This is a genomic window from Micromonospora sp. NPDC005194 (genome assembly GCF_040608335.1).
Classification (GTDB): domain Bacteria; phylum Actinomycetota; class Actinomycetes; order Mycobacteriales; family Micromonosporaceae; genus Micromonospora.
Genome location: NZ_JBEXIA010000020.1, coordinates 1 through 25,622 on the forward strand (window position 1 = coordinate 1; position 25,622 = coordinate 25,622).

Sequence of the window (25,622 nt, forward strand, 5' to 3'; positions counted from 1 at the left end):
GCCGGCGCGGCGTCGGCGGGCGGCCCGACGGCGGTCGGTGGCGCGTCGGCCGCCGCGAGCCGCCGCGCGGTGAGGAACGGGTCGGGGCGGAGCAACCCGAGGAGTACGACGGAAGCCAGCACGAATGCCGTCGCGCTGAACGCGAAGGGGCCGGCCAGCGGCGGCAGCCCCCAGCCGGTGGTGACCCGGTCGGCCAGGGCGGCGAAGTTCGGCGCGGCCACCGCCCCGATGGTGGTGGCCCAGACGATCAGCGAGAGCTGACGCCCTCGACGGGTCGGCTCGGCGAGGTCCACCGCCGTGTAGCGGGCCTGCAGGTTCGCGGCGGTGCCACCGCCGAAGAGCAGCATGCCGAGGAAGAGCAGCGGCACCGAGCGGGTGGCCGCCGCCACCACCACCAGGACGCCGCCGACGGCGCCCACGGTGTACGCCAGCACCAGGCCGGGACGACGGCCGTGCCGCGCCATGATCCGGGTGACCGGGACGGCGAGCAGCGCCGCACCGACCACCCCGGCGCTCTGCGCGACGCCCGCCACCGCGGTACCGGCGATGCGGGCGGCGAGCAGCGCGCCGACGGAGATGCCGATGGTCACACCGACGCCGCCGATGATCTGGGTGGTGAAGAGCAGCCGCATGGTGCGCCGCTGGATCGGCGCGACGTCGAGCCCGGCGCCGCCGGTACGCGGCTCGGTCAGGTCGGTGGCCATCGGCGCTCCTTGAGGACGGGGGTGACCTCATCCTCGCGCACCCACCCCGAACCCCGACGCCCCCGCCGGGCTGCCCCGCCCGCCGGGCCGCCTCGCCGCGCCCGCGCGGATCTCCGCGGTGCGGATCTTCGCGAGGGCCCGTCGGTCAGCCGGCCATGACCCGCTGGTGCAGGGACGACACCGCCGAACGGGCCGCCACGAACGCCCCGTGCTGCCAGGCCACCTCGTGGCTCAGCCAGTCCCCGGCGAAGTAGACCCGCCCGGCCGGCTGAAGCAGCAGGTTGTATCCGGCGGTGCCGTAGCGGGGCGAGGTCCAGGCGCCCTCGATGTAGCGGGTCCGGTCCCAGGCGTGGGAGTACGAGGTGACCAGCTCGCTGCGGTACTTGTCGCCGTGGATCTTCACCCCCTGGCTGACCGCGCGCTCCCGGCGCTGCTCGGGGGTGAGCCCGCTGTACGCCCTGGCGTTCGCCCCGGTGTTGTAGTAGCCGACGACCAGGCCACGCTTGCCGTGGAAGCCGTAGGACGGGTACCAGATGTGCGACAGGTCCAGGTCGGTCTCCGTGATGCCGCCGTAGATCCGCTGGTCGGTCTCCCACCAGCGGCTGCGGTACTCCAGGCCGATCTTGCCGGCGGCGGTGACCGGGAAGTCGGCCAGGGCGGCGGTCACCCCGGCACCGAGGTTGTGGGGCACCCGGGCCATCAGGTGCGGCGGCAGCGCCGCCACGCAGTAGTCGGCGGCGATCTGCGACTCCCGGCCGCCCTGCCGATAGGTCACCTCGACCCGGCCGCCCCGGTCGGTCACTCCGGTCACCTCGGCGTTGAGTCGGATCCGGTGCCCGCCCACTGCCTTGGCGAGGGCACGCGGGATCTGGTCCATGCCGCCCACCGGCTGGAACATCAGCATCGCCTGGTCGTAGCCGAATTCGAAGGAGAAGTACCGGCCCACGTTGCTGGCGAAGACGTCGGAGAGCGCTGGCGGCGCGCCGAGCAGCGTCCCCACGTCGTTGCCGGCGCCGGGGTACGCGGAGAAGCCGCGACGGTTGGTCCCGGCGTACGCCCAGTCGTTGGCACGCCCGCCGATCGCGCCGAAGCCCTGCAGGAACGACAGCAGCCGGTCCCGGTCCTCGGTGGTGAGCCGCGCGTCCAGCGCGCCCTGGTCGGTGGCCTTGGCGAGCAGCTCCGAGACGTAGCCGTACACGTCGGCCTTGGCGGTGCGGTACCGGATCGGCTCGGTCATCCCGGCGGACTCGTTGTAGATCCAGGCGTCGGCGTTCTGGTTGGTGAACACCTCGATGGGTACGCCGAGTTCCCGGCAGTAGTCCATGGTGAGCATCCACTGTGCGATCCGGCCGGGCCCGGCGTTGAAGTAGACGCCGTCGGAGAAGCCGGCCCGCTGGGTGTGCCCGTCGAGGTCGGTCTCGACGTCGCCGCCGCGGATGGTCAGGTTCCGCCCGCCGACGCGGTGGCGCGCCTCCAGGACCGTGCAGTGGTAACCCGCCTTGCCCAGCTCGTACGCGGTGGTGAGCCCCGCGATGCCACCGCCGAGCACGACGACACTGGCCCCCGGCCGGCCGGTCAGGGTGAAGTCGGACGGCTCGGGCGCCCGGAACGCCGGGGTCACCGACGCGTCGGCGCTGGGCGCGAGACCCATGGCTCCCATCGTGGCGAGCATCGCACCGGCACCGCCGCTGATCCCGACCGCGCGCAGGAACCCACGCCGACTCACCGTCGACTGCGTCTGATCGCTCATGAACGCCTCCCCTACAAGATCGACTCACGTGAGTCTGCAGAGGACCTGTTACGCGGATCACGCAACGCCGTTTCCGGTAGGTATCACCTCACCGACCGCCGGCGGTGGCGGTTTTTGTCACCGATCTCGCTACCGGCCGAGCCGACGACCGTGCCGTACCGCCCCCTCACACCCAACCGTTGCTGGCCGCCTGCACGCCGGCCTGGAATCGGCTGGCGGCGCCCAACCGCTCGGTCAGGGACGTCATCATGCGCTGCACACTGCGCAGGGAGATTGCGAGCTTGCGGGCCGCCGACTCGTCGGTGTGCCCCGCGGCGAGCAGCCGCAGCAGCTCGCGTTCCTGCCGGGTGAGACCCTGCTCGTCGGCCGCCGCCTGTTCGCCGAACGGAGTCGCGGCGTGCCACACCTGCTCGAAGAGCGCGATAAGCCCGGCAACAATCCCGCGGCTGCGCAGTTCCAGTGCACCCTGCCGGGGATTGGCCGGGTCGATGGGCACGAGTGCGACCTCCCGATCGACGATGACCATGCGCATCGGCAGCGTCGGCGTCGTGCGTGACTGCCCACCGAGGCCGGCCAGCCAGCGGGCGTGCGCGAGGGTGCCGGGGTCGTTGCGGAAGCTGTCCTGATAGACGTTGCGGATCTGGACACCCCGCTGCAGAGCCTGCTGGTCGAGCGGCGCCTCCGCCTCGAGCGTGTCCGGGCTCTGTGCGCCGCCGCTGCTAAAGGAGAGACACTCGGCGCGGGCGGTGTCGGCCAACTCGGCAAGCCGGTCCCGGACGCTGTCGACCCCTGCGAGCAACCGCCCCTCCGCCACCTGGTGGTAGTCGTCGTGGGCGGTCGCGATGGCGGCGATGGCGGCCTTGGTCGCCTCGACCTGCCGCTGCCGGACCGCGACCTCGGCCTCCACCTTGGTCAGGAGCGCCATCAACCCGGCCTGCGGTCGCACCGGCCGGGCGTGATCGCCCAGGGAGTCGAGCCGAACGAGTGCGAGGTCGGCCAACACGTCCAGTGCCGCCGTCACCTCCCCCGGCGAGACGCCGAGGTGATCGGACAGGCCGGCGACGTTCAGGTCGGGACACTGCAGCATGGCGCGATAGACCGCCTCATGCTGCGCGGACAGTCCCAGCAGGTCGAACATGACCCCTCCCCCGGTAGAACCAATCGACATTCTGCCGCGTATCGAGCGTTCTCGTGGACCCGTTCCGCACCTGGCGTGGTCCCGCCGGGCGGGGTCACGCCAGGCCGAACCTGGTGACAGGGCACCGTGGGCCCGCGATGCTTCTCTCACGGCGGCGACAACGACCACGGAGCCTCCGGAATCGACATTCCAAGCACAGGAGAGACGTCAATGAGCATAACCACTTTTATCAATGCCAATTACCGTACCTCGATCGCCATTCTCGCACTCGGCCTCGCCCTCGCCCTCGCGATCATCCTGAACTCGGAACCGGGTGCGATGGCGGCGCTCGCGGAGGGGTTCGGCTGGGGTGGTCCCGCACAGGACGCCTCGACCGGCCAGTTCGGAGGCCAGGGATTTGGCTGGGGCTCGCCGCCCCCGGTCGACCCGTCGGAGTGGTCCTGATGATCGTGACGCACATCCGTATCGCCCCGCTCACCTCGACGGCCGCCATCGACCCGGCGACGCTGCGAAATCTGATCCACGTGAACGCCACGGCCGGGAGCGGTATCGAACACCTTCGAGTCCGCGCCGGCCCGGACAGCGCCGACATCCTGGCCTTCGTGGACACCGACGATCCGACGGCAGCCGCCGTGACGTTGCGCCGCGTCGTCGACCGCACAATCGCCAGCAGCCCACTGCTCGGCCCGTGGCGAATCGTCTGACCACGGCATCACCTGTTCAATTTTCCCGCCTCCGCCGACGGATACCGTTCGGCGGACGGACAAACCTGCCTTGAAATCGGAATTAATCAGAAAGGAACACCATGCAACGAAATGCGATTCGTCGCCTGACCACAATGGCGCTCGGCGTGGCACTCGCCGCCGGCGCCGGCCTCTCCGGGGGCGTCGCCACGGTGCTGGCGAGCAGTCCCGAGGCAGCCTTCGCCGACTCCAGCGTGGGTGGGTCGATCAGTCCGACCGAGGTGCTCAGCCGCGCCAAGTACTGGTACGACAATCGCGGCAGCATCCCCTACAGCCAGGGCGGCTACTACCGCGACGAGAACGGCAAGAACTACCGCACCGACTGCTCCGGGTTCGTCTCGATGGCCTGGCACCTCTCGACGTCGAAGACGACCTACAACATGTACACGGTGTCGAAGCAGATCAGTAAGAGCGACCTCCAGCCGGGCGACATCCTGAACTCGGCGAGCCAGCACGTCATCCTCTTCAAGCGCTGGATCAACCAGTCGACGGGCACGTTCGAGTACTACGCCTTCGGATCGACCCCGGTGAAGATCGACACCGAGACGCTCAGCGGCGGCGGGGACGGTCTCATCGACTCGCACCCGGCCAGCAACTACGTCGCCCGCCGCTACAACAACATCACCACCGGCGGCCAGGCTCCGGTGAAGGACCCAGGGGTCGCCGACGTGACCGGCGACGGCTATCACGATCTGGTGGCCCGCAAGACTGACGGCACTCTGTGGCTGTACTCGAACAACATCGAGCGCGACAACGGCGTCCCGTACAGCAGCGGCTCGTCCCGGCAGATCGGCAGCGGCTGGAGCAGCGCGGACCGGATCATCAACGCCGACGTCACCGGTGACGGCTTCACCGACCTGATCTCCGTCAAGTCAGACGGAACGATGTTGTTGTACTCCAACAACATCGTTCGTGACGACGGCGCCCCGTACAGCAGCGGCGCGTCGCGGCAGATCGGCAGCGGTTGGGGCGGGTTCGACCGGATCGTCGGCGCGGACGTGACCGGCGACGGTTGCACCGACCTGGTGGCCCGCAAGACCGACGGCACCCTGTGGCTCTACCCGAACAACATCGAACGCGACAACGGCACTCCGTACAGCAGCTCGTCGGCGCGGCAGATCGGCCAGGGCTGGAGCGGCTTCGACACGCTGGTCGGCGCGGACGTGACCGGCGACGGTTACACCGACCTGGTGGCCCGCAAGACCGACGGCACCCTGTGGCTCTACCCGAACAACATCGAACGCGACAACGGGGTCCCGTACAGCGGCAACCGGCAGATCGGCAGCGGCTGGAGCGGCTTCGACACGCTGGTCGGCGCGGACGTGACCGGTGACGGCTACACGGACCTGGTGGGCCGCACGACCAGCGGTGCCCTCCTGCTGTACCCCAACAACATCGAACGCGACAACGGCGTCCCCTTCAGCGGCAACCAGCAGATCGGCAGCGGCTGGGGCGGCTTCAACAGCATCATCTGACACCCTCAGTCGACGCGCCCGGCCTCTGGCCGGGCGCGTCGGCGTTGCCTGGGCACCGCCCGACCACCGGCGGGAACACCTGGGTCAGGCGGGCAGGGCGCGGGCGGCGACCGTCAGGTCGGCGACCAGTCCCTCGTACGCCTTGTCCTGGTCGTCGGCGCGCAGGACCGCGGACGGGTGGATGGTGGCCAGCAACCGAGCCGGCGGCGCGTCGGCCCGCTTCCCCGTGTCGTCCACCGGCACCCGTTGGAAGTCCTCTGGGCGCTGGGCCGACGCGGGCCAGGGCAGCAGCTCGCCGCGCTGTCTCGTCACCCGGAAGGACGGGCCGAGCAGCGCCTTGGCGGCGGTGGCGCCGAGCACGACGACGATCTCCGGGCGCAGCCGGGCAAACTCGGCCACCAGCCAGGGCCGGCACGCGGTGATGTGCACCTGGTCCGGGGTCTGGTGGATGCGCCGCTTGCCGCGCGCCTCAAAACGAAAGTGCTTGACGGCGTTCGTGAGGTAGAGCTGCGTCGGGTCCAGCTTGGCGTCGTCGACGGCGCGGCGCAGCAGCCGTCCGGCGGGGCCGACGAAGGGCAGGCCCTTCTGGTCCTCCATGTCGCCGGGCTGCTCGCCGACGAGGACCACGCGGGCGCTCTCGTCCCCCCGGCCGAAGACGGTCTGGGTGGCGTCGCGGTACAGCTCGCAGCCCCGACAGCCACCCGACGCCGCGCGGAGTTCGTCGATGGTGTCGGCGTCGGGCGGGATGAACCGCTGGGCGCCGGGAGCGCTGTCGGTCTGCTCGGCCATGCCGACTGTTATATACCCGTTCGGTATCGCCTGCCGGGTACGCCCCGGGTGGGCGCGGCCCGGCCGCGTCAGTAGCCGTTGCCGCCCCCGCCACCACCGGACGCGATGGCGATCAGCACAATGATGATCACGATGATGGCGATCGCGATCGCGATCCACAGCCCCTTGCGGTTCCCACCTGCAGCCATGATCAGGCACCTCCGGCGGCCCGCATACCCGCCCCAATCGCTCCGAATCGCCGTGATACCCCCGCTCGCAGGTCAGGTGGAGAAGCCCATTTCAGGAGAGGGATGGATGGCGCGGGCCAGGGCGGCGGCCAGGGGGGTCAGCTCCTCGACGTCCAGGGAACTGACGGTGATGCGCAGGGCGGGCGGGGCGGCGATCCGGTAGAGGGCGCCGGGCGCCACCGCCCAGCCGGCGTCCCGCAACGCGGTCAGCGCGCTGGTCTCGTCCGGCACCGGCAGCCAGACGTTGATGCCGCTGCGGCCGTGCGCGGTCAGGCCATGCTCGGCGAGCGCGGCCAACAGGCCCTCGCGCCGCAGGTCGTAGCTCTGCGCCGCCCGCCGCACCAGCTCGTCGACCGCCGGGTCCCCCCAGAGGGCGAGCACCAGCCGTTGCAGCACGGTGGACACCCAGCCGGCGCCGACCCGCGTCCGGCCGGTCACCCGGGCCACGGTGGTCTCGTCACCGGCCAGCACCGCCAGCCGCAGGTCGGGGCCGAACGGCTTGCTCACCGACCGCACGAAGGCCCAGCTTCCGGTCACGCCGGCGAGCGAATGCAGGGGTACGCGGGCCAGCTCGGCGGCGTGGTCGTCCTCGATGAGCAGCAGGTCCCGTCGGCCGGCGAGCAGAGCGCGCAGCTCCTCGGCGCGGGCGGCGGAGACGGCGGCGCCGGTCGGGTTCTGCGCCCGGCTGGTGATCACCACCGCCCGTGCTCCGGCGCTCAGTGCGGCCGCCACCCCGGCCACCAGCGGACCCTCGTCGTCCAGCGGCACACCGATCGGCCGCAGCCCGAGCGCGGCGACCAGGTCGAGCAGGTTGGCCCAGCCGGGATCCTCCACCGCCACCGCGTCACCGGGACGAAGGTGGGCGCCGAGCAGCCGCTCGATGCCGTCCAGCGCGCCGCCGGTGAGGGTGAGGTCCCCGGCAGGTACGCCGTCGGCGCTCAACCGGGCGCGGGCGGCCTCGGCCAGCTCCGGGAGCACGCCGGCCTGCGAGTAGCCGACCGGAGGACCCGCGTCGGCGGCGAGCGCGGCCAGGTGCGGGCCGATCGGGGGCAGCAGTCGGGGGTCGGGCTCGCCCCGGGACAGGTCGCGGGCGTCCGGCAGCGGTGCGGGGCGTAGCACGGAGCGGCGGGCGGCCACCGGGGGGCGCGGACGGACGCGGGTGCCGTGGCGGCCGGCGGTGGCCAGCACGCCGCGTTGGCGCAGCTCCCGATAGGCGCGGGCGACAGTGGCCGGGCTGACGCCCAGCTCGGCGGCGAGGGCCCGCACCGGCGGCAGGGCGGCGCCGGGTGGCAGGGCGCCGGTACGGATTCCCGACTCGATGCTGGCCGAAATCGCGACGGCCGTCGTCCCGCTGAACTGATAGCGTGCTGACACAAACAGGAGATTGTACTAGAACAAAGGGGCGCGCATGTATCCACCCACCGCCCGGACCACTCCCACCCGCTCGCGCGACCGGATGAGCTACGACCGGGAGGCGGCGCACGCCGTGCTCGACGAGGCGTACCACTGCGCGCTCGGCTTCACCGTCGACGGCGAGCCCCGGGTGCTGCCCACCCTGCACGTGCGCATCGGCGACACCCTCTACCTGCACGGGTCCACCGGCAGCCGGCCCCTGCTCGCCGCCCGGGGCGACGGGCTGCCCGTCTGCGTCACGGTGACCCTGCTCGACGGCCTGGTCTACGCCCGCTCGCAGTTCCACCACAGCGCCAACTACCGCTCGGTGGTCGCGCTCGGCACCGCCCGGCTGGTCACCGACGAGCAGGAGAAGAGCGCCATGCTCACCGCGCTGGTCGACAAGGTGGGCGCGGGACGCAGCACGGACAGCCGCCCGCCGAACCGTCGCGAGCTGGCCGAGACCGCGGTGCTGGCCCTGCCGCTGCGGGAGGTGTCCATCCGGTCCCGCACCGGCGGGGTCCGCGAGGACGAGGCCGACCTGCACCTGCCGCACTGGGCCGGCGTACTGCCGTTGCGGCTGACCGCCGGCCTGCCGCAACCCGCCGCCGGGGTCACCGCGCCCCTGCCGGCGTACCTGCGGACGGCCCGCACGCCCTGGCACGACCCGGTATCACTGCGCGGCGAACACGTCCTGCTGGAGCCGCTGGACCTGGCGCACGCCGACGACCTGCACAGCGCCACCGCCGACGACGACGTCTGGCGGCACCTCACCGTTACCCGGCCCACCGAGCCGGCCGGGACCGCCGAGGTGGTCGCCGCGGCGCTGGCCGCACAGCAGCGCGGCGAGCGGGCGCCCTGGGTGCAGCGCTGCGCGAGGACCGGGGCGGTGGTCGGCACCACGTCCTACTACGAGATCAACCCGGAACGACGGTCGGTGGCGATCGGGTACACCTTCCTCGGCCGGCCGTGGTGGCGTACCGGGATCAACACCGAGGCCAAGCTGCTGCTGCTCGGCCGGGCCTTCGACGACCTGGGCGCGGTGCGGGTCGTCTGGCACACCGACATCCGCAACGTCCGCTCGCAGGCGGCCATCGAACGACTCGGCGCCACCCGGGAGGGGGTGCTGCGGATGCACTGCCAGCGTCCGGACGGCTCGTGGCGGGACACCGTGCAGTACGCGATGACCGTCGACGAGTGGCCTAACGCACAGGCCAGGCTGCGGGAAAGACTTCTGCGGACGGCGTCGGTGGCGTGATGATGGCGGGCGTGCTGGGGATCACCGACATCTGGACGTACGTGCTGGGCACCGTGGCCATCATCCTGCTACCCGGACCGAACTCGCTCTTCGTGCTGTCCACCGCCGCCAAGCGGGGCGTGGGGGTCGGCTACCGGGCCGCCAGCGGGGTGTGGGTCGGCGACGCGGTGCTGATGGTCCTCTCCGCCGCCGGGGTGGCGTCGCTGCTCAAGGCGTACCCGCCGGTCTTTCTTGTGGTCAAGTACGCCGGTGCCGCGTACCTCGGTTATGTCGGGTTGACCATGCTGCGCGGCGCCTGGCGGCGCTGGCGCGACCGCAACGACCCGGACACGCCGCGGCTCATCGACGCCGCGGAACCGGCGCAGATGCGCAGCCCGTTCCGCAAGGCGCTGGTGATCAGCCTGCTGAACCCGAAGGCGATCCTGTTCTTCATCTCGTTCTTCATCCAGTTCGTCGATCCCGACTACGCCTGGCCGGCGCTGTCGTTCCTGATGCTCGGCCTGATCGCCCAGGTCACCAGCGCGCTCTACCTGACCGCGCTGATCTTCGCGGGCACGTTCCTGGCCGCCCAGTTCCGCCAACGGCGTCGCCTCGCCGTGGGCGGCACCACCGCAGTGGCAGCCCTCTTCCTCGCCTTCAGCCTCAAGCTCGCCACCGCCAGCGCCGGCTGACCCCCTCAGGTGCCGTCGCCGCCGCCGGAGCCGCCTCCCACGCCTCCGCTTCCGGCCGTGCCGCCCAGCCCGTAACCGGGTTTGATCGGCTGGTCGGGGTGGCGGCTGACATGGGCGGACCGGCTGATGGTGGCGGACCAGTCGGCGTGCGCGGCAGCCGCGGCGTGCCGGTTGATCGCCTGACGTAGCCAGCCGTCCACGGTGGCGACCCAGTCCCGCTGCCCGGCGTCCGCGTGCCAGACCCGGAACCGGCTGATGCTCTGGTGGGTGATCCCGGCCAGCGACAGCCGACGGTCCAGCCACATGATCACCTCCAGGCCCGCCGAGTTCGTCACGAAGATCAGCTCAAGCTCGGTGATCGGGCCGGCGTAGAGCGGGCCCACCCAGTAGCCCCACCGCTGGTGCAGCGGCAGGGTGTGCTCCACCCCCGGCAGCCCGCCCTCCTGCAACCCGGATTGGCGGATCATGAAGCCGAGCGTGTCCAGCGCCGCCAGCACGTGCTGCTGGGTGGGGATCGGGTGCACGAGGACCGGCACCATGGCCCCCTGGTCCAGATCCGGGTCGACGGACACCTCGGTCCGCAGACCCATCCGCAGGCTCAGCAACGGCACCCCGCCGAACGTGGTCACCGGGATCTCCCACGGCAACGGCAACGCGAAGTCGACCGCCCGCCGGCGACCCGCCGGCACCACGAACCGCCCGGCGATCGGCAGCGAGAAGAACTGCACGAGGCGCCGGGGCGCGGCCGGGTCGTCCGGCTCGACAGTGGTGACCAGGCCGAGCCGGATGTGGCGTACGAGCACGTCGTCCGGCCCGGCGGCGAGGGTCACCCGCCCCGGCAGACGCAGGCCCGGACGGGTGCTCGGGTTCGGCAGCGTGGTCCGCACGGACAGCCCGGTCCAGCCGGAGTCCCGAGACACCCCCGTCAACCGCACCGCGCGCCCCCTCGCGGGACGAGGCCCCCCTGGCCCCGGACCGACCGCGCCTACCCGGTCGCGGTCACCTCACGCCCGCCGCCTCGACCGGATGCTGACGCGCCGACCCGCCGCACCGCAGCAGCGCGGTCGGGTCGGCGTGCGCCTCACCGCAACCGCCGGCCCCGCGGCACCGTGTCGGTCTCGTCGTCGAACTCGCCGATGACCTCCTCCAGCAGGTCCTCCAGAGCGACGAAGCCGATCGGGCGGGCCGGACCACCGCCGTTGCGCACCAGCGCGAGCTGGGACTGCCGGGCGCGCATCGCGGCCACCGCCTCGGTGACCGAGGACGTCGCCGGGAGGGTGAAAGCCGGCGTCATCAGCTCCCCGGCGGTGGCGGCCCGGCCGGTGGTGACCACCCGTACCGCCTCCCGGACGTGCACCAGGCCACAGACGTCGCCGCTGGAGTCCAGGACCGCCAGCCGCGACCGGCCGCTGTCCCGGCTGACCTGCTCGATCCGCTCGGCCGGGTCGTCGCGCCGGACGGTGACCATGGTGGCGAACGGCTCCATCACCTGCGCCACCGACGTGCCCTGCAACTCCAGCATGCTGGTGAGCAGCTGGTGCTGCTCAGCGCCGAGCAACCCGTGCTCGCGGGACTGCTCCAGCAGCATCCGCAGCTCGTCCGGGCCGTGCACCTGGGCGAGCTGATCCTGCTGGTTGACCCCGACCAGGCGCAGGATCGCGTTGGCCAGCGCGTTCAACGCCGACAGCACCGGCCGGGACACCCGGGCGAAGGCCCGGAACGGCAGCGCGAGCAGCGTCGCCGAACGCTCGGCGTCGGTGATCGCCCACGACTTCGGCGCCATCTCCCCCACCACCAGGTGCAGGAAGGTCACCAGAGCGAGGGCGAAGACCAGGGCGACCACGTGACTGGCCGCGTCGGGCAGCCCCACCGCGTGCAGCAGCGGGCTGATCAGGTGCTCGATCGCCGGTTCGGCCAGCGCGCCGAGCCCCAGGGTGCACAGCGTGATGCCCAGCTGCGCCCCGGCCAGCATCAGCGACAGCTCGCGGACACCGTCCAGCGCGGCCCGGGCCGCCCGGCCGCCGCTGGCCGCCGCCTGCTCCAGCCGGTACCGCTTGCTGGCCACCAGGGCGAACTCGGCGGCCACGAAGAACCCGTTCAGCGCCAGCAGGACCCCCGAGCTGAACAACGCGATGCCGGGGCTCACGCGGTCACCCCCGGCGTGCTCAGTTGCAGCCGTACCGAGTCGGCGACGTGCCGGTCCACGGCGAGCACCTCGACCAGGGCCCGAGGCTCCGCCTCACCGTCTTCGACCTCGGCACCCTCGGGCAGCAGGCTGATCTCCAGCCGGTCGCCGACCTCCGGCACCCGGCCCAGCTCGCGCATGACCAGCCCGGACAGCGTGTCGTACTCCGGGGCTTCGGGCAGCGCGATGCCGGTGCTGTCGGCGACCTCGTCGATCCGCCAGCGGGCCGGCACCACCCACGAGCCGTCGTCCTGCCGCGCGGGGGCGCGCTCCGGCGGGTCGTCCTCGTCCCGGATCGGGCCGACCAGCTCCTCCGCGATGTCCTCCAGCGTGATCACACCGGCGAAGCCGCCGTACTCGTCCACCACGCAGGCCATCTGCCGGTGCCCGGACCGCAGGCGGTCCAGCACCGTGGGCAGGGGCAGGGTCTCCGGCACGAGCAGCGGCGGCCCCGCCACCGCGCTCACCGGGGTGGTGGCCCGCTCCCCCGGCGGTACGCCGAGCACCTCGGCGATCCCGACGATGCCGATCAGGTCGTCGACGCCCTCGGCACCCCGCACCGGGAAGCGGGAGTGGCCGGTGTCCAGCAGCTCGACCACCCGGCTCACCGGCTCCTGCGCCCGGACGGTGTGCACGTCGACGCGCGGCACCATCGCCTCGCCGGCGGTCAGCTCGCGGAAGTCGAGCCCGCGGTCGAGCAGCGTGGACATCTCGGCGTCCAGGCTGCCCTCCTCGCGGGACTCGGCGATGATCTGTTCCAGGTCGGCGGGGGTGGCGCCGCTGGGCAGCTCCTCGATCGGCTCGATGCCGACCCGGCGCAGCAGGCGTATCGACGCGCGGTCGAAGAGCCGGATCACCGGCCCGGCCATCGCCAGGTAGAGGAGGGTGGACCGGCTCAGCGCCCGGGCGAGTGACTCGGCTCGGGCGATGGCGAGGTTCTTCGGGGCCAGCTCGCCGAGGACCATCTGCACCACGGTGGCGATGACCAGGGCCAGCGCCACCGACAGCGGCAGGCTGACCGACTCGCGGAGACCGGCGACGCCGAACAGGTCGGCGAGGCCGCCGCCGAGGTACGGCTCGGCGACGTAGCCGACCAGCAGGGCGGTGACGGTGATGCCTAGTTGCGCACCGGAGAGCACGAAGGAGAGCCGGCTGGTGACGGTGAGGGCCCGGGCGGCGGCCTGGTCGCCGTCGTCGGCGAGCTGGCGCAGCTTGCCCCGGTCCACGGCGACATAGCCGAACTCCTGCGCCACGAAGTAACCGGTGGCGGCAGTGAGCAGGATGATCAAGAGAAGGCCGACGACGATCAACACGGGTCGCTCAGGGCTCCCGGGGCCGTCGGGACGGGAATATGCCGGGCACGACCCGGCTGGCTACTGCTGCCCTCCTGGGCAGAAGAGTCGATCATGCCGCTATTTTATCGGCGTTGCCTGGGACTCCGCTGAGGGTGGGCCGAAGGCGTCGATCGTCCGGTTCACTCCGGCCGGGCGCGGCCGTCGCCGGGTCCGCCGCCCGCCGGGCGCTCGGCCAACTCGTCGGCGTCGAGCAGGCCGCGGTCGAACCGGCCGGACCGGTACGCGGCCCGGCCGATCATCTGTGCCGCGACCGGCGCGGTGGCCAACTGGAAGACCGCCACCAGCAGGATCGTGCCGACGTCGGCCGCGGACCGCAGCCGTAGCGTGATGCCGAGCAGCAGCAGGAGCACTCCCAGCACCTGGGGTTTGGTGGCCGCGTGCATCCGGGACAGGGCGTCCGGGAAGCGCAGCACACCGATCGCGGCGGACAGGGCGAGCAGCGCGCCGGTCACCAGGCAGGCGGCGCCGAGCCAGTCGGCAGCCGTCGCGAGCACACCGGCCGCCGAGTGTCCGCCGGTCGCCACCATCACGCCTGCTCCCGCACGGCGAAGCGGACCAGGGACACCGAGCCGACGAAACCGAGCAGGGAGAGCACCACCAGCACGGGCAGCGTGGTGGCGTGCCGGTTGACCGCCGCCTCCGCGCCCACCGCGCCGACCATGGTGGCGAGGAGCATGTCCGCCGCGATCACCCGGTCCAGCAGCGAGGGGCCCCGGTAGAGCCGGATCAGCGCGAGCAGCGCGGTCACCGACAGCAGGGTGGTGAGGACGACGGCCAGGAACGTGATCATTGGGAGTTTCCCTTCTCGACGGGATGGGGCCCGACGCGGCGCAGTTCGGCGGCGCTGCCCACCGCCCGGACGATCCGTCGCTCGACGTCGAGGGTGCGTTCCCGGGAGAGGGCCAGGTCCGCCGGCCCGTGGGTGTCCAGCACGTGCAGGTAGAGCGTCGCCGACTCCCGGTCCACCTCGAGGATCAGCGTGCCCGGCACCAGCGAGACCGCCTCGGCGGTGAGCGCCAGGTTCAGGTCGGTGGGAACCCGCAGCGCCACGGCGATGATCGCCCCGCGCGGGCGGTAGCCGGGTTGCACGGCGATCCGGGCGATGTGCAGGCTCGCGCTGACGAGTTCGACGGCGAACCGGCCCGCGAACGCCACCAGGGCACCCGGCCGCAGCCGGCCGCCGAAGCTGACCGCCGGCAGCGGGAAGAACACCAGGACCGCGCCGCCCACCAGCAGGCCACCGATGATGTTGGCGAGGTTGATCGAACCCCAGAGCAGGTTCCAGACGAGCACCAGCCAGCCGAGCGCCAACGCCTGGTCCCGCCAACGCCCGAACCGGCTCCGCACCGGCGGGGTCGCGCCCGTCGGGGTCGTCGCACGCGGGCCGGTCACGGCACGACACCGGGCAGGACGGCCCGCACGTACGGGGTACGCAAGAGCAGGTCGGTGGCCGCGTCGGCGGTGACGTCGAAGAGCGGGCCGGCCAGCACGGTGAGCGTCAACCCGAACGCGACCAGGGCGGCGGTCGCGCCGACCATCACGGTGGGCAGCCGGACGGTGGGCTCGCTGGAGACGGTCCGGGGCGCCCGCCAGAACGCGATGTTCCACACCCGGGAGGCCACGTACAGGGTGAGCAGGCTGGTCAGCGTGCCGGCCGCCACCAGCGTCAAGGGCAGCGCCCCGCCGGCCGCCACACCGGCCTGGAGCAGGCCGAGCTTGCCGAGGAACCCGGAGAACGGCGGCACCCCGGCGAGATTCATCGCCGGTACGAAGAAGAGGACGCCGAGCAGGGGCGCCATTCGGGCCAGGCCGCCGAGACGACGCAGATCGGTGCTGCCGGCCCGCTCCTCGACCAGGCCGGCCACCAGGAACAGCGTGGTCTGGATGGTGATGTGGTGCACCACGTAGAAGATCGCGCCGGCGAGACCGGCGGCGGTGCTCAACGCCACCCCGAAGATCATGTAGCCGATGTGGCTGACCAGGGTGAACGAGAAGAGCCGCTTCATGTCCGACTGCGCCACCGCGCCGAGGATGCCGACCAGCATGGTCAGCCCGGCGACGACCATGAGCAGACCGTCGACCTGACCACCCGGAAACAGCAACGTCTCGGTACGGATGATCGCGTACACGCCGACCTTGGTGAGCAGCCCCGCGAACACGGCGGTGACCGGGGCCGGGGCCGTGGGATAGCTGTCCGGCAGCCAGGCCGACAGCGGGAAGACCGCCGCCTTGATCGCGAACGCGAGCAGCAGCATCAGTTGCAGGGTCAACCGGACGTTGTCCGGCAGGTCGTCGAGGCGCTGGGCGAGCTGCGCCAGGTTGAGCGTGCCGGTGGCCGCGTACACCAGCCCCACCGCGGCCAGGAAGATCATCGAGGAGAGGATGCTGACCACCACGTACGTCGACCCGGTGCGGATCCGCGTCTCGGTGCCGCCCAGCGTGATCAGCACGAAGCTGGCCGCCAGCAGGATCTCGAAGCCGACGAACAGGTTGAACAGGTCGCCCGCCAGGAACGCGTTGGTGACACCCGCGGTGAGCACCAGGTACGTCGGGTGGAAGATGACCACCGGCGCGCTCTCGCTGGTCTCGCTGCGGCCCTGGCCGATCGAGTACAGCAGCACGCAGAGGGTCACCGCCGAGGACACCACAAGCATCAGCGCGGCCAACTGGTCGGCCACCAGCACGATGCCGACCGGTGGCGGCCACCCGCCGATCGCGAGCACCACCGGCCCGTGCCGGTACGCCTGCACCAGCAGCACCACCGCGACGGTGAACGTGACGGTCAGGCAGAGCACGCTGACCGCCCGCTGCACCCGGGGCCGGGTGGCCAGCAGCAGGGTCAGCGCCGCGCCGAGCAGCGGCACCACCACCGGCAGCGGCAGGAGCCTGCTCACCACGTCCCCCGCGCCCCGCTCACCGCGCCCCGTCCCCTCTGCCACGCCGGAGTCGTCGGCGGGCCGGCTCGGGATCGACCTGCTCCGGGTCGGCGTCCGGGCCCTCGCCGCCGTGGTCGACGGCCCCCACCTCGTTGCGCCCGGCCCGGCGGATGATCTGGCGGTCCTCCAGGTCGTCGGGCACCTCGTCGTCGCCGGTGAGATACCAGCTCCGGTATGCGACGGCGAGCAGGAACGCGGTGAACCCGAACGTGATCACGATGGCGGTCAGCACCATCGCCTGCGGCAGCGGGTCACTCATCTGGTCCACCGGCCCGGTGCCCACGACCGGCGCGCCACCGGACCGGCCGCCCAGCAGGATCAGCAGATTGACCCCGTTGCCGAGCAGGATCACGCCGAGCAGGATCCGGGTGAGGCTGCGCTCCAGCAGCAGGATCACCCCGCACCCGACCAGCACCGCGACGGCGAGCACCAACACCATCGTGGGTCCGGGGCCACTCGCCGTCACGTCCGGCCGCCCTTGTCGACGGCCAGACCGCCGCTCGCCGTGCCGGTGGCCTCGATGTGCCGGTCCACCTCGGCGCCGAGGCTGCGCAGGATGTCCAGCATCAGCCCGATCACGATCAGGTACACGCCGATGTCGAAGAACAGCGAGGTGACGAGGTGGGCGTCGCCGATCAGCGGCAGGGACAGGTCGAGCTTGGCGCTCTCCAGCACCGACCCACCGGCCGCCAGCGCCACCGCGCCGGAGCCCACCGCCACGGCCAACCCCGCGCCGAGGATCAGGCCGGCGCCCACCGGGGCGGCCTCGGTCAGCTCGTACCGGCCGCCGGCCAGGTAGCGGACCGCCAGCGCGAGCCCCGCCACCAGTCCGCCCGAGAACCCGCCGCCCGGCGCGTTGTGCCCGGAGAAGAGCAGGAACAGCGAGAACAGCACCACCGTGTGGAAGATCAGCCGGGTGACCACCTCCAGCACGAGCGAACGCTGCTCCTCGTAGAGGGTCGGGCCGCCCCGCAACCAGACCGGCCGGTCGGACCGGGCCGCTCGATCGGCCGACTCCGGCCGGCGCGGTCGCGGCCCGGTACGGGACCGCTCGAAGATCAGGCTGGCCACCCCGGTGGCGGCCACCACCAGCACCGCCACCTCCCCCATGGTGTCCCAGGCCCGGATGTCGACCAGGGTCACGTTGACCACGTTGCGGCCGTACGCCTCGCCCACCGCCAGGTCCGGGAAGACTGCGGAGATGTCCGGTGCGCGACGGGCCCCGGCCGCGACGAGGGCGAGCCCGCCCGCCGCCACGCCCATCGCCACGCCGATCACCCGGCGGGTCCATCGGCTGCGGCGCAGCGGACGGGCCGAGAAACGCTCCGGCAGGCGGCGCAGCACCAGCACGAACACGGCGATGGTTGCGGTCTCCACCAGGAACTGCGTGAGCGCGAGATCCGGTGCGCCGTGCAGGATGAACAGCATGGCGGTGCCGTAGCCGGTCATCCCCACCAGCAGCATCGCGGTCAACCGCCGGCGGGCGCCGACCGCGAGCAGCGCGGCCACCGCGATCACCACCACGACCACCGGTTGCAGCGGGTTGTCCCAGAGCGGGAGCCCGGCCCGCCACGGCCCGGCGGCGAGCATCGCCCCACCGGGCAGCAGCACGAGGGTGATCAGGATGATGCCCAGGTACTGCGGCAGGGAGCCCCGCTGGGTCGCGCCGGTGACCTCGATGGCGAGCCGGTCGAACCGGCCGACGGTCCACTCGTACCCCTGATTGCCGCTGACCGGCGCGCGGAGCCGGGCCAACACCGGGGCGAGCGGTCCGCGTAGCGCGAAGAGCAGGCCGCCGCCGGCGAGCGCCAGCACGGACAGACCGAGCGCCGCGGTCGGCCCGGGCCAGAGCGTCAGGTGCCCGTCGACCGCGCCGAGCAGTTCGGCGTACGGGCTGAGCAGCCCGTCCAGCACGCCGGCGGCGGGGCCGGCGAGCAGCCCGACGACGGCGAGCACGGCCGGGGGGACCAGCATCGACGCCGCGATCGGCACCGGCTCGACCGGTTCGACGCCCGGCCGGTCGGCGAACGCGCCCCAGAGGAAGCGGGCGCTGTACGCCACGGTGAGCACCGTCCCGGCGACCAGCCCGGTGAGGAGCACCGGGTCGTCGGTGAACGCCGCGAAGACCGCCTCCTTGGCGACGAACCCGACCAGCGGCGGCACGCCGGCCATCGACGCCGCCGCCAGCACCGCGACCGCGAACAACGGCCGCGACCAGCGCCGCAGCCCGGACAGCTCGCGCAGGTCGCGGGTGCCGGCGCCGTGGTCGATGACGCCGACGACCAGGAACAGCGCCGCCTTGAACAGGGCGTGCGCCAGCAGCATCGCCGTGGCGGCCAGCGCGGCGTCCGGGGTGCCCGCGCCCGTCACCGCGACCAGCAGGCCCAACTGGCTGACCGTCCCGTACGCCAACAACAGCTTCAGGTCGGTCTGCCGCAGCGCCGCCCAGCCGCCGATGAGCATGGTGGCCACACCGGCGATGAGCACCACGGGCCGCCACGGGCCGACCGTGGCGAGCACCGGCGTGAGCAGCCCGACCAGGTAGACGCCCGCCTTGACCATGGCGGCGGCGTGCAGGTACGCGCTGACCGGGGTGGGCGCCGCCATCGCGACCGGCAGCCAGGAGCTGAACGGCAGCACCGCCGACTTGGACAGGGCCCCGGCCAGGATCAGCAGCACCGCCGTGATCAGGTAGCCGCCGCCGGGCAGCGGGTGGGTGGCGATCTCCGACCAGCGGTAGCTGCCGGCGTGCTGGCCGAGCAGGATGAACCCGACCAGCATGGCCAGCCCGCCCGCCGTGGTGACGGTCAACGCCTGCGCCGCCGCCCACCGGCTGGACCGGCGTTCGGTGCTGTGCCCGATCAGCAGGTACGAGAAGATCGTCGTCAGCTCCCAGCCGACGTAGAGCAGCAGCAGGTCGTCGGCGAAGACCAGGACGAGCATCGCGCCGGCGAAGGCGACCAGGACGGCGGCGAACTGCGCCATCCCGGGCGCGCCCGCGTCGAAGTACCGGGCGCTGTAGACCAGCACCAGCGCGCCGACGCCGCCGATCAACAGGGTCAGGAGCCAGGACAGCGTGGTGAGGCGCAGCGCGATGTCCAGGTCCAACTGCCCGATCCACGGGTACGTCTCGACCACCGCGCCGCCGTGACCGACTGCCGGGGTGCGGGCCAGCGCCCAGCCGAACGCGGCGGCCGGCGCGAGCGCCAGCGGATAACACGCGCGCGGACCCCACCACCGGACGAGCAGCGGCGCGGCGAGGGCCGCCGCGAGGTGGAGGATGAGCAGTACCAGCACCCGCACTCCCGATCGAGGTGGCCGACGCCCGTACAGCGGTGGCGCCTAGCAGCGATCGAACGCCAGTTCTCCGCCCTTCGGGCGGTTTTGCCGGAATCAGCCCGCTATGAGCCCTGGTGTGCGGTCGGCGGGCGACGGTCAGCGCAGCAGGGCGTCGCCGACGGTCAGCTCGTCGTCGAGGTCCGAGCTCTCCAGGTGCAGCTCGCTCAGCAGATCGACGCGGCCGAGCTGGCGGGCGACCTTCGCGACGACCCGCTCCGCGACAGCGAGGGACCGCATCGAGAGCAGCCGGCCGCGGCTCTCCCGGCGGAGCACGAAATAGTGCACGGCGACGCGGACCTGCCCCCGGTCGGCGGCGCTGGCCTGGGCGGTGGAGACGACCATCTCGCGCAGGCAACGGGCGAGGCGTTCGGCGAGCTCCAGCTCGGGCCCGTGCAGGCCGCCGCGGAGCGTGGCGAGGTGACTGTCGACCTTGCGGATCAGCACATCGGTGGCGGGTTCGACGTGTCGCGGCTCGCCGGCCATCCGATCCCCTCCACCCGGTTCGCGTTGCGGGTGAAGTTACTTTATGTTGCTCCTTACAAGCAAGCAGTTAAGTGAGACTTAACGTATTAATGGCGCATCACACGCAATTTCCATACAGGGCGGCACGATCCCTCGTGGGGCGCTCGTCGTTGTCGTACCGGCGGGGCACGATGGACCGGTGAGCGGGGCAGACGCGGGCAAGGGCGAGGTGCTGGAGGGGTTCGGTCCCGCCACCCGCGCCTGGTTCGACGCCGCCTTCGCCGCGCCCACCGCCGCCCAGACCGGTGCCTGGCGATCCGTCGCCGCCGGCCGCAACGCCCTCGTCGTGGCGCCCACCGGCTCCGGCAAGACGCTCGCCGCCTTCCTCTGGTCGCTGGACCGGCTGGCCCGCGAGCCCGCACCGGCCGAGGCACGGCAGCGGTGCCGGGTGCTCTACGTCAGCCCGCTCAAGGCTCTCGCCGTCGACGTGGAGCGCAACCTGCGCGCCCCGCTGGCCGGCATCCGGCAGGCGGCGACCCGGCTCGGCGTGACGCCGCCGGACATCACCGTCGGCATGCGCACCGGCGACACACCTGCCGACGAGCGACGGGCCTTCGCCCGCACCCCACCGGACATCCTCATCACCACGCCCGAGTCCCTGTTCCTGCTGCTCACCTCCGCCGCTCGGGACTCGCTGCGCGGCGTCCAGACGGTGATCGTCGACGAGGTGCACGCGGTGGCCGGCAGCAAGCGCGGCGCCCACCTCGCCCTCTCGCTGGAACGCCTGGACGAGCTGCTGCCCACGCCGGCACAACGGATCGGCCTCTCCGCCACCGTCCGACCGGTCGACGCCTGCGCCCGGTTCCTCGGCGGCGCCCGGCCGGTCGACGTCGTGCAGCCGGCCACGGCGAAGACCATCGAGGTCAGCGTGCAGGTCCCCGTGGAGGACATGACCCGCCTCGACGAGCAGGAGCAGCCGCCGGAGGATTCCCTCGGCGGTCCCGGGCCACGCCGTGCCTCGATCTGGCCGGCCGTCGAGGAGCGGGTCTTCACGCTCATCGGTCAGCACCGCTCCACCATCGTCTTCACCAACTCCCGCCGCAGTGCCGAGCGCCTGTGCGCACGGCTCAACGAGCTGGCCGCCGAGGAGGTCGCCTCCGCCGCGATCGCCTCCGCGTCGGCCGTGGGCGCGATCGACGTACCGGATGGGTTGTCGGTGGGCGACGAGCCGGCGGCCGACGGCGGCCCGGCGCCCGGCGCGCAGCGGTGGGGTGGCCCGGCCGGTCCGGTCCGCAACCGCGCGCCGGCCAACGGCGGCTCGGCGCCCGGTCCGGGCAGCAGTCGCGCGCCGGCCAACGGCGGCTCGGCGCCCGGTCCGGGCAGCAGTCGCGCGCCAGCCGAGGTGATGGCCCAGTCCGGCGCGGCCACCGGCGCCGCGCCGGTGATCGCCCGCGCGCACCACGGCAGCGTCTCGCGCGAGGAGCGCAAGCACATCGAGGAGGCGCTCAAGTCCGGCCAGCTCCCGGCGGTGGTGGCCACCTCCAGCCTGGAGCTGGGCATCGACATGGGCGCGGTCGACCTGGTGGTGCAGATCGAGGCCCCACCGAGCGTCGCCGCCGGCCTGCAACGCGTCGGCCGGGCCGGGCACCAGGTGGGCGCGGTCTCCCGCGGGGTGGTCTTCCCCAAGCACCGTGGCGACCTGCTGTCCTGCGCGGTCGTCGCCGAGCGGATGACCGACGGCGCGATCGAGGAGCTGCACTACCCGCGCAACCCGCTGGACGTGCTGGCCCAGCAGATCGTCGCGATGGTTTCTCTGGAGCCGTGGCGGGTCGGCGACCTGGCCGTGCTGGTCCGCCGGGCCGCGCCCTTCAACGAGCTGCCCGACTCCGCGCTGCACGCCGTGCTGGACATGCTCTCCGGCCGCTACCCGTCCACCGCGTTCGCCGAGCTGCGCCCCCGGTTGGTCTGGGACCGGGCCAGCGACCTGCTCACCGGCCGGCCCGGCGCGCAGCGCCTCGCGGTGACCAGCGGCGGCACCATCCCCGACCGGGGCCTGTTCGGGGTCTTCCTGGCCGGCGCCGAGCGGGCCGCCCGGGTCGGCGAGCTGGACGAGGAGATGGTCTACGAGTCGCGGGTCGGCGACGTCTTCCTGCTCGGCTCCTCGTCGTGGCGCATCGAGGAGATCACACCCGACCGGGTGCTGGTCTCCCCCGCGCCCGGCCAGGCCGCCCGGATGCCGTTCTGGAAGGGCGACCAGCTGGGCCGCCCGGTCGAGCTGGGTCGGGCCATCGGCGCCCGGGTGCGCACCCTCCTGCGGTTGAGCGACGAGGCGGCGCTGGCCGCGCTGCGCGACGGCGGGCTGGACGACTGGGCCGCCGCCAACCTGATGGCCTACCTGCGCGACCAGCGGGAGGCCACCCGCTCGCTGCCCGACGACCGCACCATCGTGGTCGAGCGGTTCCGCGACGAGCTGGGCGACTGGCGGCTGGCCGTGCACAGCGTTCTCGGCGCGCGGGTCAACGGGCCGTGGGCCCTCGCCGTGGGCCGCCGGCTGGCCGAGCGGTACGGGGTGGACGCTCAGGTGATGCCCTCCGACGACGGGATCGTGGTGCGCCTGCCCGACACCGCCGACGAGCCACCCGGCGCCGACGTGGTGGTCTTCGAACCCGACGAGATCGCCCAGCTCGTGGAGGAGTCGGTCGGCACGTCCGCGCTCTTCGCCGCCCGTTTCCGGGAGTGCGCCGCCCGCTCGCTGCTGCTGCCCCGCCGCGACCCGCGCCGCCGCCAGCCGCTCTGGCAGCAGCGGCAACGCGCCGCGCAACTGCTCGACGTCGCCCGTGAGTACGCCGACTTCCCGGTCACCCTGGAGGCCGCCCGGGAGTGCCTCCAGGACGTCTTCGACCAGCCGGCGCTGGCCGGGCTCATGCGCGACCTGGCGGCCCGCAAGGTCCGCCTGGTCGAGGTGGAGACCAGCGCGCCGTCCCCGTTCGCCCGGTCGCTGCTCTTCGGCTACGTCGGGGCGTTCCTCTACGAGGGCGACGCCCCGCTCGCCGAGCGCCGGGCCGCCGCCCTCGCGCTGGATTCCACCCTCCTCGGCGAGCTGCTCGGCCGGGTCGACCTGCGCGAACTGCTGGATCCGGCGGTGCTCGCCGAGACCGATCGGCAACTGCGCTGGCTGACCGACCAGCGCCGCCCGCGCGACGCGGAGGACGTGGTCGAGCTGCTGCGGGTGCTCGGCGACCTGAGCGACGCCGAGGTGACCGAGCGGGGCGTACCGGAGGGCTGGCTGACCGAGTTGGAGGCCACCCGCCGGGTGCTGCGGGTCCGCATCGCTGGCGAGCAGCGCTGGGTGGGCATCGAGGACGCCGCCCGGCTGCGCGACGCCCTCGGCGTGGCGCTGCCGGTCGGGGTGGCCGAGGCGTACCTCGCCCCGGTGGCTGACCCGCTCGGTGACCTGGTGGCCCGCTACGCCCGCACCCACGGGCCGTTCTCCGCCGCGAGCTGCGCGGCGCGCTTCGGGCTCGGGGTGTTCGTCGTCGAGCAGGCGCTGCGCCGCCTCGCCGCCACCGGCCGCGTCGTCTCCGGGGAGTTCACACCGGACACGGCCGGCGCCCAGTGGTGCGACGCCGAGGTGCTGCGGATGCTGCGCCGCCGTTCGCTCGCGGCGCTGCGCCGGGAGATCGAGCCGGTGCCGCCCCGGGCGCTGGCCACGTTCCTGCCGCGCTGGCAGCAGGTCGGCTCGTCCGCCCGGGGCGTGGAGGCGCTCGCCGCCACGGTGGAGCAGTTGCAGGGCGCGGCGGTGCCGGCGTCCGCGCTGGAGCGGCTGGTGCTGCCCGGCCGGGTCGCCGACTACTCCCCCGCCCACCTCGACGAGCTGTGCGCCAGCGGTGAGGTGCTCTGGGCCGGGTCCGGGGCGATCTCCGGGGGCGACGGCTGGGTCACCCTGGCGTACGCGGACGCCGCGCCGCTGCTGCTCCCGCCGCCCGACGAGGCGCTGACCCGTACCCCGCTGCACGACGCGGTACTCGACGCGCTCGGCGACGGGCAGGCGCTGTTCTTCCGCGCACTGGCCGACCGGGTCGGCTCCACCGACGACACCGCGCTGACCGGGGTGATCTGGGATCTGGTCTGGGCAGGCCACCTCACCAACGACACCCTCGCCCCGCTGCGGGCGGTCCTCGGCGCCGGTGGTGCGCACCGGTCGCGGCCCTCCGCGCCGCGCACCCGCTACCGGCGGCCCGGCCGGGTGGCGCTGCCCACCCGGAGCGGCCCACCGACCGTCGCCGGCCGCTGGTCGCGTCTTCCCGAGCGGGACCTCGACCCGACGAGGCGGGCCGCCGCCCTCGCCGACGTGCTGCTGGAACGGCACGGCGTGGTCACCCGGGGCGCGGTGATGGCCGAGCAGGTGGTCGGCGGGTTCTCCGCCGTCTACCCGGTGCTGTCGGCGCTGGAGGAGCGCGGCGCGGCCCGCCGGGGCTACTTCGTCGAGGGCCTCGGCGCGGCGCAGTTCGCGGTGCCCGGCGCGGTGGACCGGCTCCGCGCGCTTGCCGACCCGGCCGACGGCACGCGCGGCCGGAGCGGGCCGACCACAGTCCTCGCGGCCACCGACCCCGCCAACCCGTACGGCGCGGCGCTGCCCTGGCCGGAACGCGTCGTCGACTCCGGCGACGGGGCCGCCCCCGCGACCGGGCACCGGGCCGGCCGCAAGGCCGGTGCCCTGGTGGTGCAGGTCGCCGGTGACCTGGTGTTGTACGTGGAACGCGGCGGCCGGACCCTGCTCTCCTTCAGCGACGACACCGACATGCTCGCCGCGGCCGGCAAGGCGCTCGCCGACGCCGTCCACTCCGGAGCGTTGGGCGCGATGTCGGTGGAGCGGGCCGACGGCGAGGCGGTGCACTCCTCGCCGCTGCGGGACGCGCTGACCGCCGCCGGCTTCCGGGCCACCCCGCGCGGCCTGCGCCTGCGCGGCTGATCCGACCGCGCGACGCCAGCGCGGCGGCCACCTGGCCCACTGGCCGTCCGGCCCGCTTGGGCCACTCGGCGCACCCGGCCCGTCCGGCCCACCGGCCCGCCCGGCCCACTTGGGCCACCCGGCCCACCGGGCCCACCCGGCCCGCGCCCACCCGGCCCACTCGGGCCACTTGGGCCACTTGGGCCACTTGGGCCACTTGGGCCACTTGGGCCACTTGGGCCACTTG

20 protein-coding genes and 1 pseudogene are annotated in these 25,622 nt (G+C 73.1%); 6 read left to right on the forward strand and 15 right to left on the reverse strand.

Translation table 11 applies throughout. From position 1 onward, the window contains the following. The 3 genes and pseudogenes from ABZU53_RS18310 to ABZU53_RS18320 all read right to left on the reverse strand — a co-directional run. Positions 1 to 704: pseudogene (locus ABZU53_RS18310) on the reverse strand (MFS transporter); the annotation flags it as partial. A gap of 145 nt (positions 705 to 849) precedes the next feature. Further along, positions 850 to 2,454, reverse strand: coding sequence for an FAD-dependent oxidoreductase (locus tag ABZU53_RS18315; protein ID WP_355066825.1), 1,605 nt, complete (start codon positions 2,452 to 2,454; stop codon positions 850 to 852). A 166-nt stretch (positions 2,455 to 2,620) separates the two neighbouring features. Next, a complete protein-coding gene (locus tag ABZU53_RS18320) occupies positions 2,621 to 3,592 on the reverse strand; it encodes a LuxR C-terminal-related transcriptional regulator (RefSeq protein WP_354859949.1) in 972 nt (323 codons plus the stop codon). 210 nt (positions 3,593 to 3,802) lie between these two features. On the opposite strand from ABZU53_RS18320, the gene ABZU53_RS18325 reads away from it, so the two are divergent. The 3 genes from ABZU53_RS18325 to ABZU53_RS18335 all read left to right on the forward strand — a co-directional run bounded on the left by ABZU53_RS18325 (position 3,803) and on the right by ABZU53_RS18335 (position 5,810). Beyond that, positions 3,803 to 4,036: a hypothetical protein gene (locus ABZU53_RS18325; RefSeq protein ID WP_354859947.1), complete on the forward strand. Its 234-nt coding sequence runs from the start codon at positions 3,803 to 3,805 to the stop codon at positions 4,034 to 4,036. Further along, entirely contained in the window at positions 4,036 to 4,296 is a 261-nt protein-coding gene (locus ABZU53_RS18330) for a hypothetical protein (RefSeq protein ID WP_354859945.1), read from the forward strand. The genes ABZU53_RS18325 and ABZU53_RS18330 overlap by 1 nt, the downstream gene beginning before the upstream one ends. Positions 4,297 to 4,397: 101 nt before the next feature. Beyond that, a complete protein-coding gene (locus ABZU53_RS18335; protein ID WP_355066826.1) occupies positions 4,398 to 5,810 on the forward strand; it encodes an FG-GAP-like repeat-containing protein in 1,413 nt (470 codons plus the stop codon). Positions 5,811 to 5,894: 84 nt separating this feature from the next. Here the strand turns inward: ABZU53_RS18335 and ABZU53_RS18340 are convergent, their stop codons facing one another. Together ABZU53_RS18340 and ABZU53_RS18345 are read right to left on the reverse strand one after the other, a co-directional pair. Continuing rightward, on the reverse strand, positions 5,895 to 6,599 hold the full coding sequence (locus ABZU53_RS18340; protein ID WP_354859940.1) for a UdgX family uracil-DNA binding protein: 705 nt from the start codon (positions 6,597 to 6,599) through the stop codon (positions 5,895 to 5,897). Positions 6,600 to 6,859: 260 nt separating this feature from the next. Beyond that, the gene (locus ABZU53_RS18345) at positions 6,860 to 8,200 is read right to left on the reverse strand and encodes an aminotransferase class I/II-fold pyridoxal phosphate-dependent enzyme (RefSeq protein WP_355066827.1); all 1,341 of its coding nucleotides are present in this window, start codon (positions 8,198 to 8,200) and stop codon (positions 6,860 to 6,862) included. 34 nt (positions 8,201 to 8,234) lie between these two features. Here ABZU53_RS18345 and ABZU53_RS18350 point away from each other — a divergent pair, with 34 nt between their 5' ends. Both ABZU53_RS18350 and leuE read left to right on the forward strand, forming a co-directional pair. Further along, positions 8,235 to 9,476 (forward strand): bifunctional pyridoxamine 5'-phosphate oxidase family protein/GNAT family N-acetyltransferase, encoded by a 1,242-nt coding sequence (locus ABZU53_RS18350; RefSeq protein WP_355066828.1) that lies wholly within the window; start codon positions 8,235 to 8,237, stop codon positions 9,474 to 9,476. Beyond that, on the forward strand, positions 9,476 to 10,147 hold the full coding sequence (leuE, locus tag ABZU53_RS18355; RefSeq protein ID WP_355066829.1) for a leucine efflux protein LeuE: 672 nt from the start codon (positions 9,476 to 9,478) through the stop codon (positions 10,145 to 10,147). Before ABZU53_RS18350 ends, leuE begins: the two co-directional genes overlap by 1 nt. Before the next feature lie 5 nt (positions 10,148 to 10,152). Here the strand turns inward: leuE and ABZU53_RS18360 are convergent, their stop codons facing one another. The 10 genes from ABZU53_RS18360 to ABZU53_RS18405 form a co-directional block, all read right to left on the reverse strand. Beyond that, positions 10,153 to 11,082: a sporulation protein gene (locus ABZU53_RS18360; RefSeq protein WP_355066830.1), complete on the reverse strand. Its 930-nt coding sequence runs from the start codon at positions 11,080 to 11,082 to the stop codon at positions 10,153 to 10,155. A gap of 146 nt (positions 11,083 to 11,228) precedes the next feature. Continuing rightward, entirely contained in the window at positions 11,229 to 12,293 is a 1,065-nt protein-coding gene (locus ABZU53_RS18365; protein WP_354859928.1) for a hemolysin family protein, read from the reverse strand. After that, the gene (locus ABZU53_RS18370; RefSeq protein WP_354859925.1) at positions 12,290 to 13,645 is read right to left on the reverse strand and encodes a hemolysin family protein; all 1,356 of its coding nucleotides are present in this window, start codon (positions 13,643 to 13,645) and stop codon (positions 12,290 to 12,292) included. Before ABZU53_RS18370 ends, ABZU53_RS18365 begins: the two co-directional genes overlap by 4 nt. 161 nt (positions 13,646 to 13,806) lie before the next feature. Beyond that, entirely contained in the window at positions 13,807 to 14,214 is a 408-nt protein-coding gene (mnhG, locus tag ABZU53_RS18375; protein ID WP_354859970.1) for a monovalent cation/H(+) antiporter subunit G, read from the reverse strand. Beyond that, positions 14,214 to 14,477, reverse strand: a complete 264-nt coding sequence (locus ABZU53_RS18380) for a monovalent cation/H+ antiporter complex subunit F (RefSeq protein WP_354859923.1) — start codon at positions 14,475 to 14,477, stop codon at positions 14,214 to 14,216. The genes mnhG and ABZU53_RS18380 overlap by 1 nt, the downstream gene beginning before the upstream one ends. Continuing rightward, on the reverse strand, positions 14,474 to 15,079 hold the full coding sequence (locus tag ABZU53_RS18385; RefSeq protein ID WP_354859921.1) for a Na+/H+ antiporter subunit E: 606 nt from the start codon (positions 15,077 to 15,079) through the stop codon (positions 14,474 to 14,476). The genes ABZU53_RS18380 and ABZU53_RS18385 overlap by 4 nt, the downstream gene beginning before the upstream one ends. Beyond that, a complete protein-coding gene (locus ABZU53_RS18390) occupies positions 15,076 to 16,581 on the reverse strand; it encodes a Na+/H+ antiporter subunit D (RefSeq protein ID WP_354859919.1) in 1,506 nt (501 codons plus the stop codon). Before ABZU53_RS18390 ends, ABZU53_RS18385 begins: the two co-directional genes overlap by 4 nt. A 19-nt stretch (positions 16,582 to 16,600) precedes the next feature. Beyond that, positions 16,601 to 17,062, reverse strand: coding sequence for a Na(+)/H(+) antiporter subunit C (locus ABZU53_RS18395; protein ID WP_354859968.1), 462 nt, complete (start codon positions 17,060 to 17,062; stop codon positions 16,601 to 16,603). Between the two features lie 23 nt (positions 17,063 to 17,085). Next, positions 17,086 to 19,920 (reverse strand): Na+/H+ antiporter subunit A, encoded by a 2,835-nt coding sequence (locus ABZU53_RS18400; RefSeq protein WP_355066831.1) that lies wholly within the window; start codon positions 19,918 to 19,920, stop codon positions 17,086 to 17,088. Between the two features lie 138 nt (positions 19,921 to 20,058). After that, positions 20,059 to 20,445, reverse strand: coding sequence for a hypothetical protein (locus ABZU53_RS18405; RefSeq protein ID WP_355066832.1), 387 nt, complete (start codon positions 20,443 to 20,445; stop codon positions 20,059 to 20,061). Between the two features lie 178 nt (positions 20,446 to 20,623). Here ABZU53_RS18405 and ABZU53_RS18410 point away from each other — a divergent pair, with 178 nt between their 5' ends. Next, positions 20,624 to 25,396, forward strand: a complete 4,773-nt coding sequence (locus tag ABZU53_RS18410; protein WP_355066833.1) for a DEAD/DEAH box helicase — start codon at positions 20,624 to 20,626, stop codon at positions 25,394 to 25,396. The last annotated feature ends 226 nt before the right edge of the window (positions 25,397 to 25,622 follow it).

Coding starts and splice junctions, on each gene's coding strand:
- ABZU53_RS18330 (WP_354859945.1), top strand. CDS start 4,036: ATGATCGTGACGCACATCCGTATCGCCCCGCTCACCTCGACGGCCGCC.
- ABZU53_RS18380 (WP_354859923.1), bottom strand. CDS start 14,477: ATGATCACGTTCCTGGCCGTCGTCCTCACCACCCTGCTGTCGGTGACC.
- mnhG (WP_354859970.1), bottom strand. CDS start 14,214: ATGGTGGCGACCGGCGGACACTCGGCGGCCGGTGTGCTCGCGACGGCT.
- ABZU53_RS18325 (WP_354859947.1), top strand. CDS start 3,803: ATGAGCATAACCACTTTTATCAATGCCAATTACCGTACCTCGATCGCC.
- leuE (WP_355066829.1), top strand. CDS start 9,476: ATGATGGCGGGCGTGCTGGGGATCACCGACATCTGGACGTACGTGCTG.
- ABZU53_RS18395 (WP_354859968.1), bottom strand. CDS start 17,062: ATGGTGTTGGTGCTCGCCGTCGCGGTGCTGGTCGGGTGCGGGGTGATC.
- ABZU53_RS18340 (WP_354859940.1), bottom strand. CDS start 6,599: ATGGCCGAGCAGACCGACAGCGCTCCCGGCGCCCAGCGGTTCATCCCG.
- ABZU53_RS18405 (WP_355066832.1), bottom strand. CDS start 20,445: ATGGCCGGCGAGCCGCGACACGTCGAACCCGCCACCGATGTGCTGATC.
- ABZU53_RS18335 (WP_355066826.1), top strand. CDS start 4,398: ATGCAACGAAATGCGATTCGTCGCCTGACCACAATGGCGCTCGGCGTG.
- ABZU53_RS18320 (WP_354859949.1), bottom strand. CDS start 3,592: ATGTTCGACCTGCTGGGACTGTCCGCGCAGCATGAGGCGGTCTATCGC.
- ABZU53_RS18350 (WP_355066828.1), top strand. CDS start 8,235: ATGTATCCACCCACCGCCCGGACCACTCCCACCCGCTCGCGCGACCGG.
- ABZU53_RS18315 (WP_355066825.1), bottom strand. CDS start 2,454: ATGAGCGATCAGACGCAGTCGACGGTGAGTCGGCGTGGGTTCCTGCGC.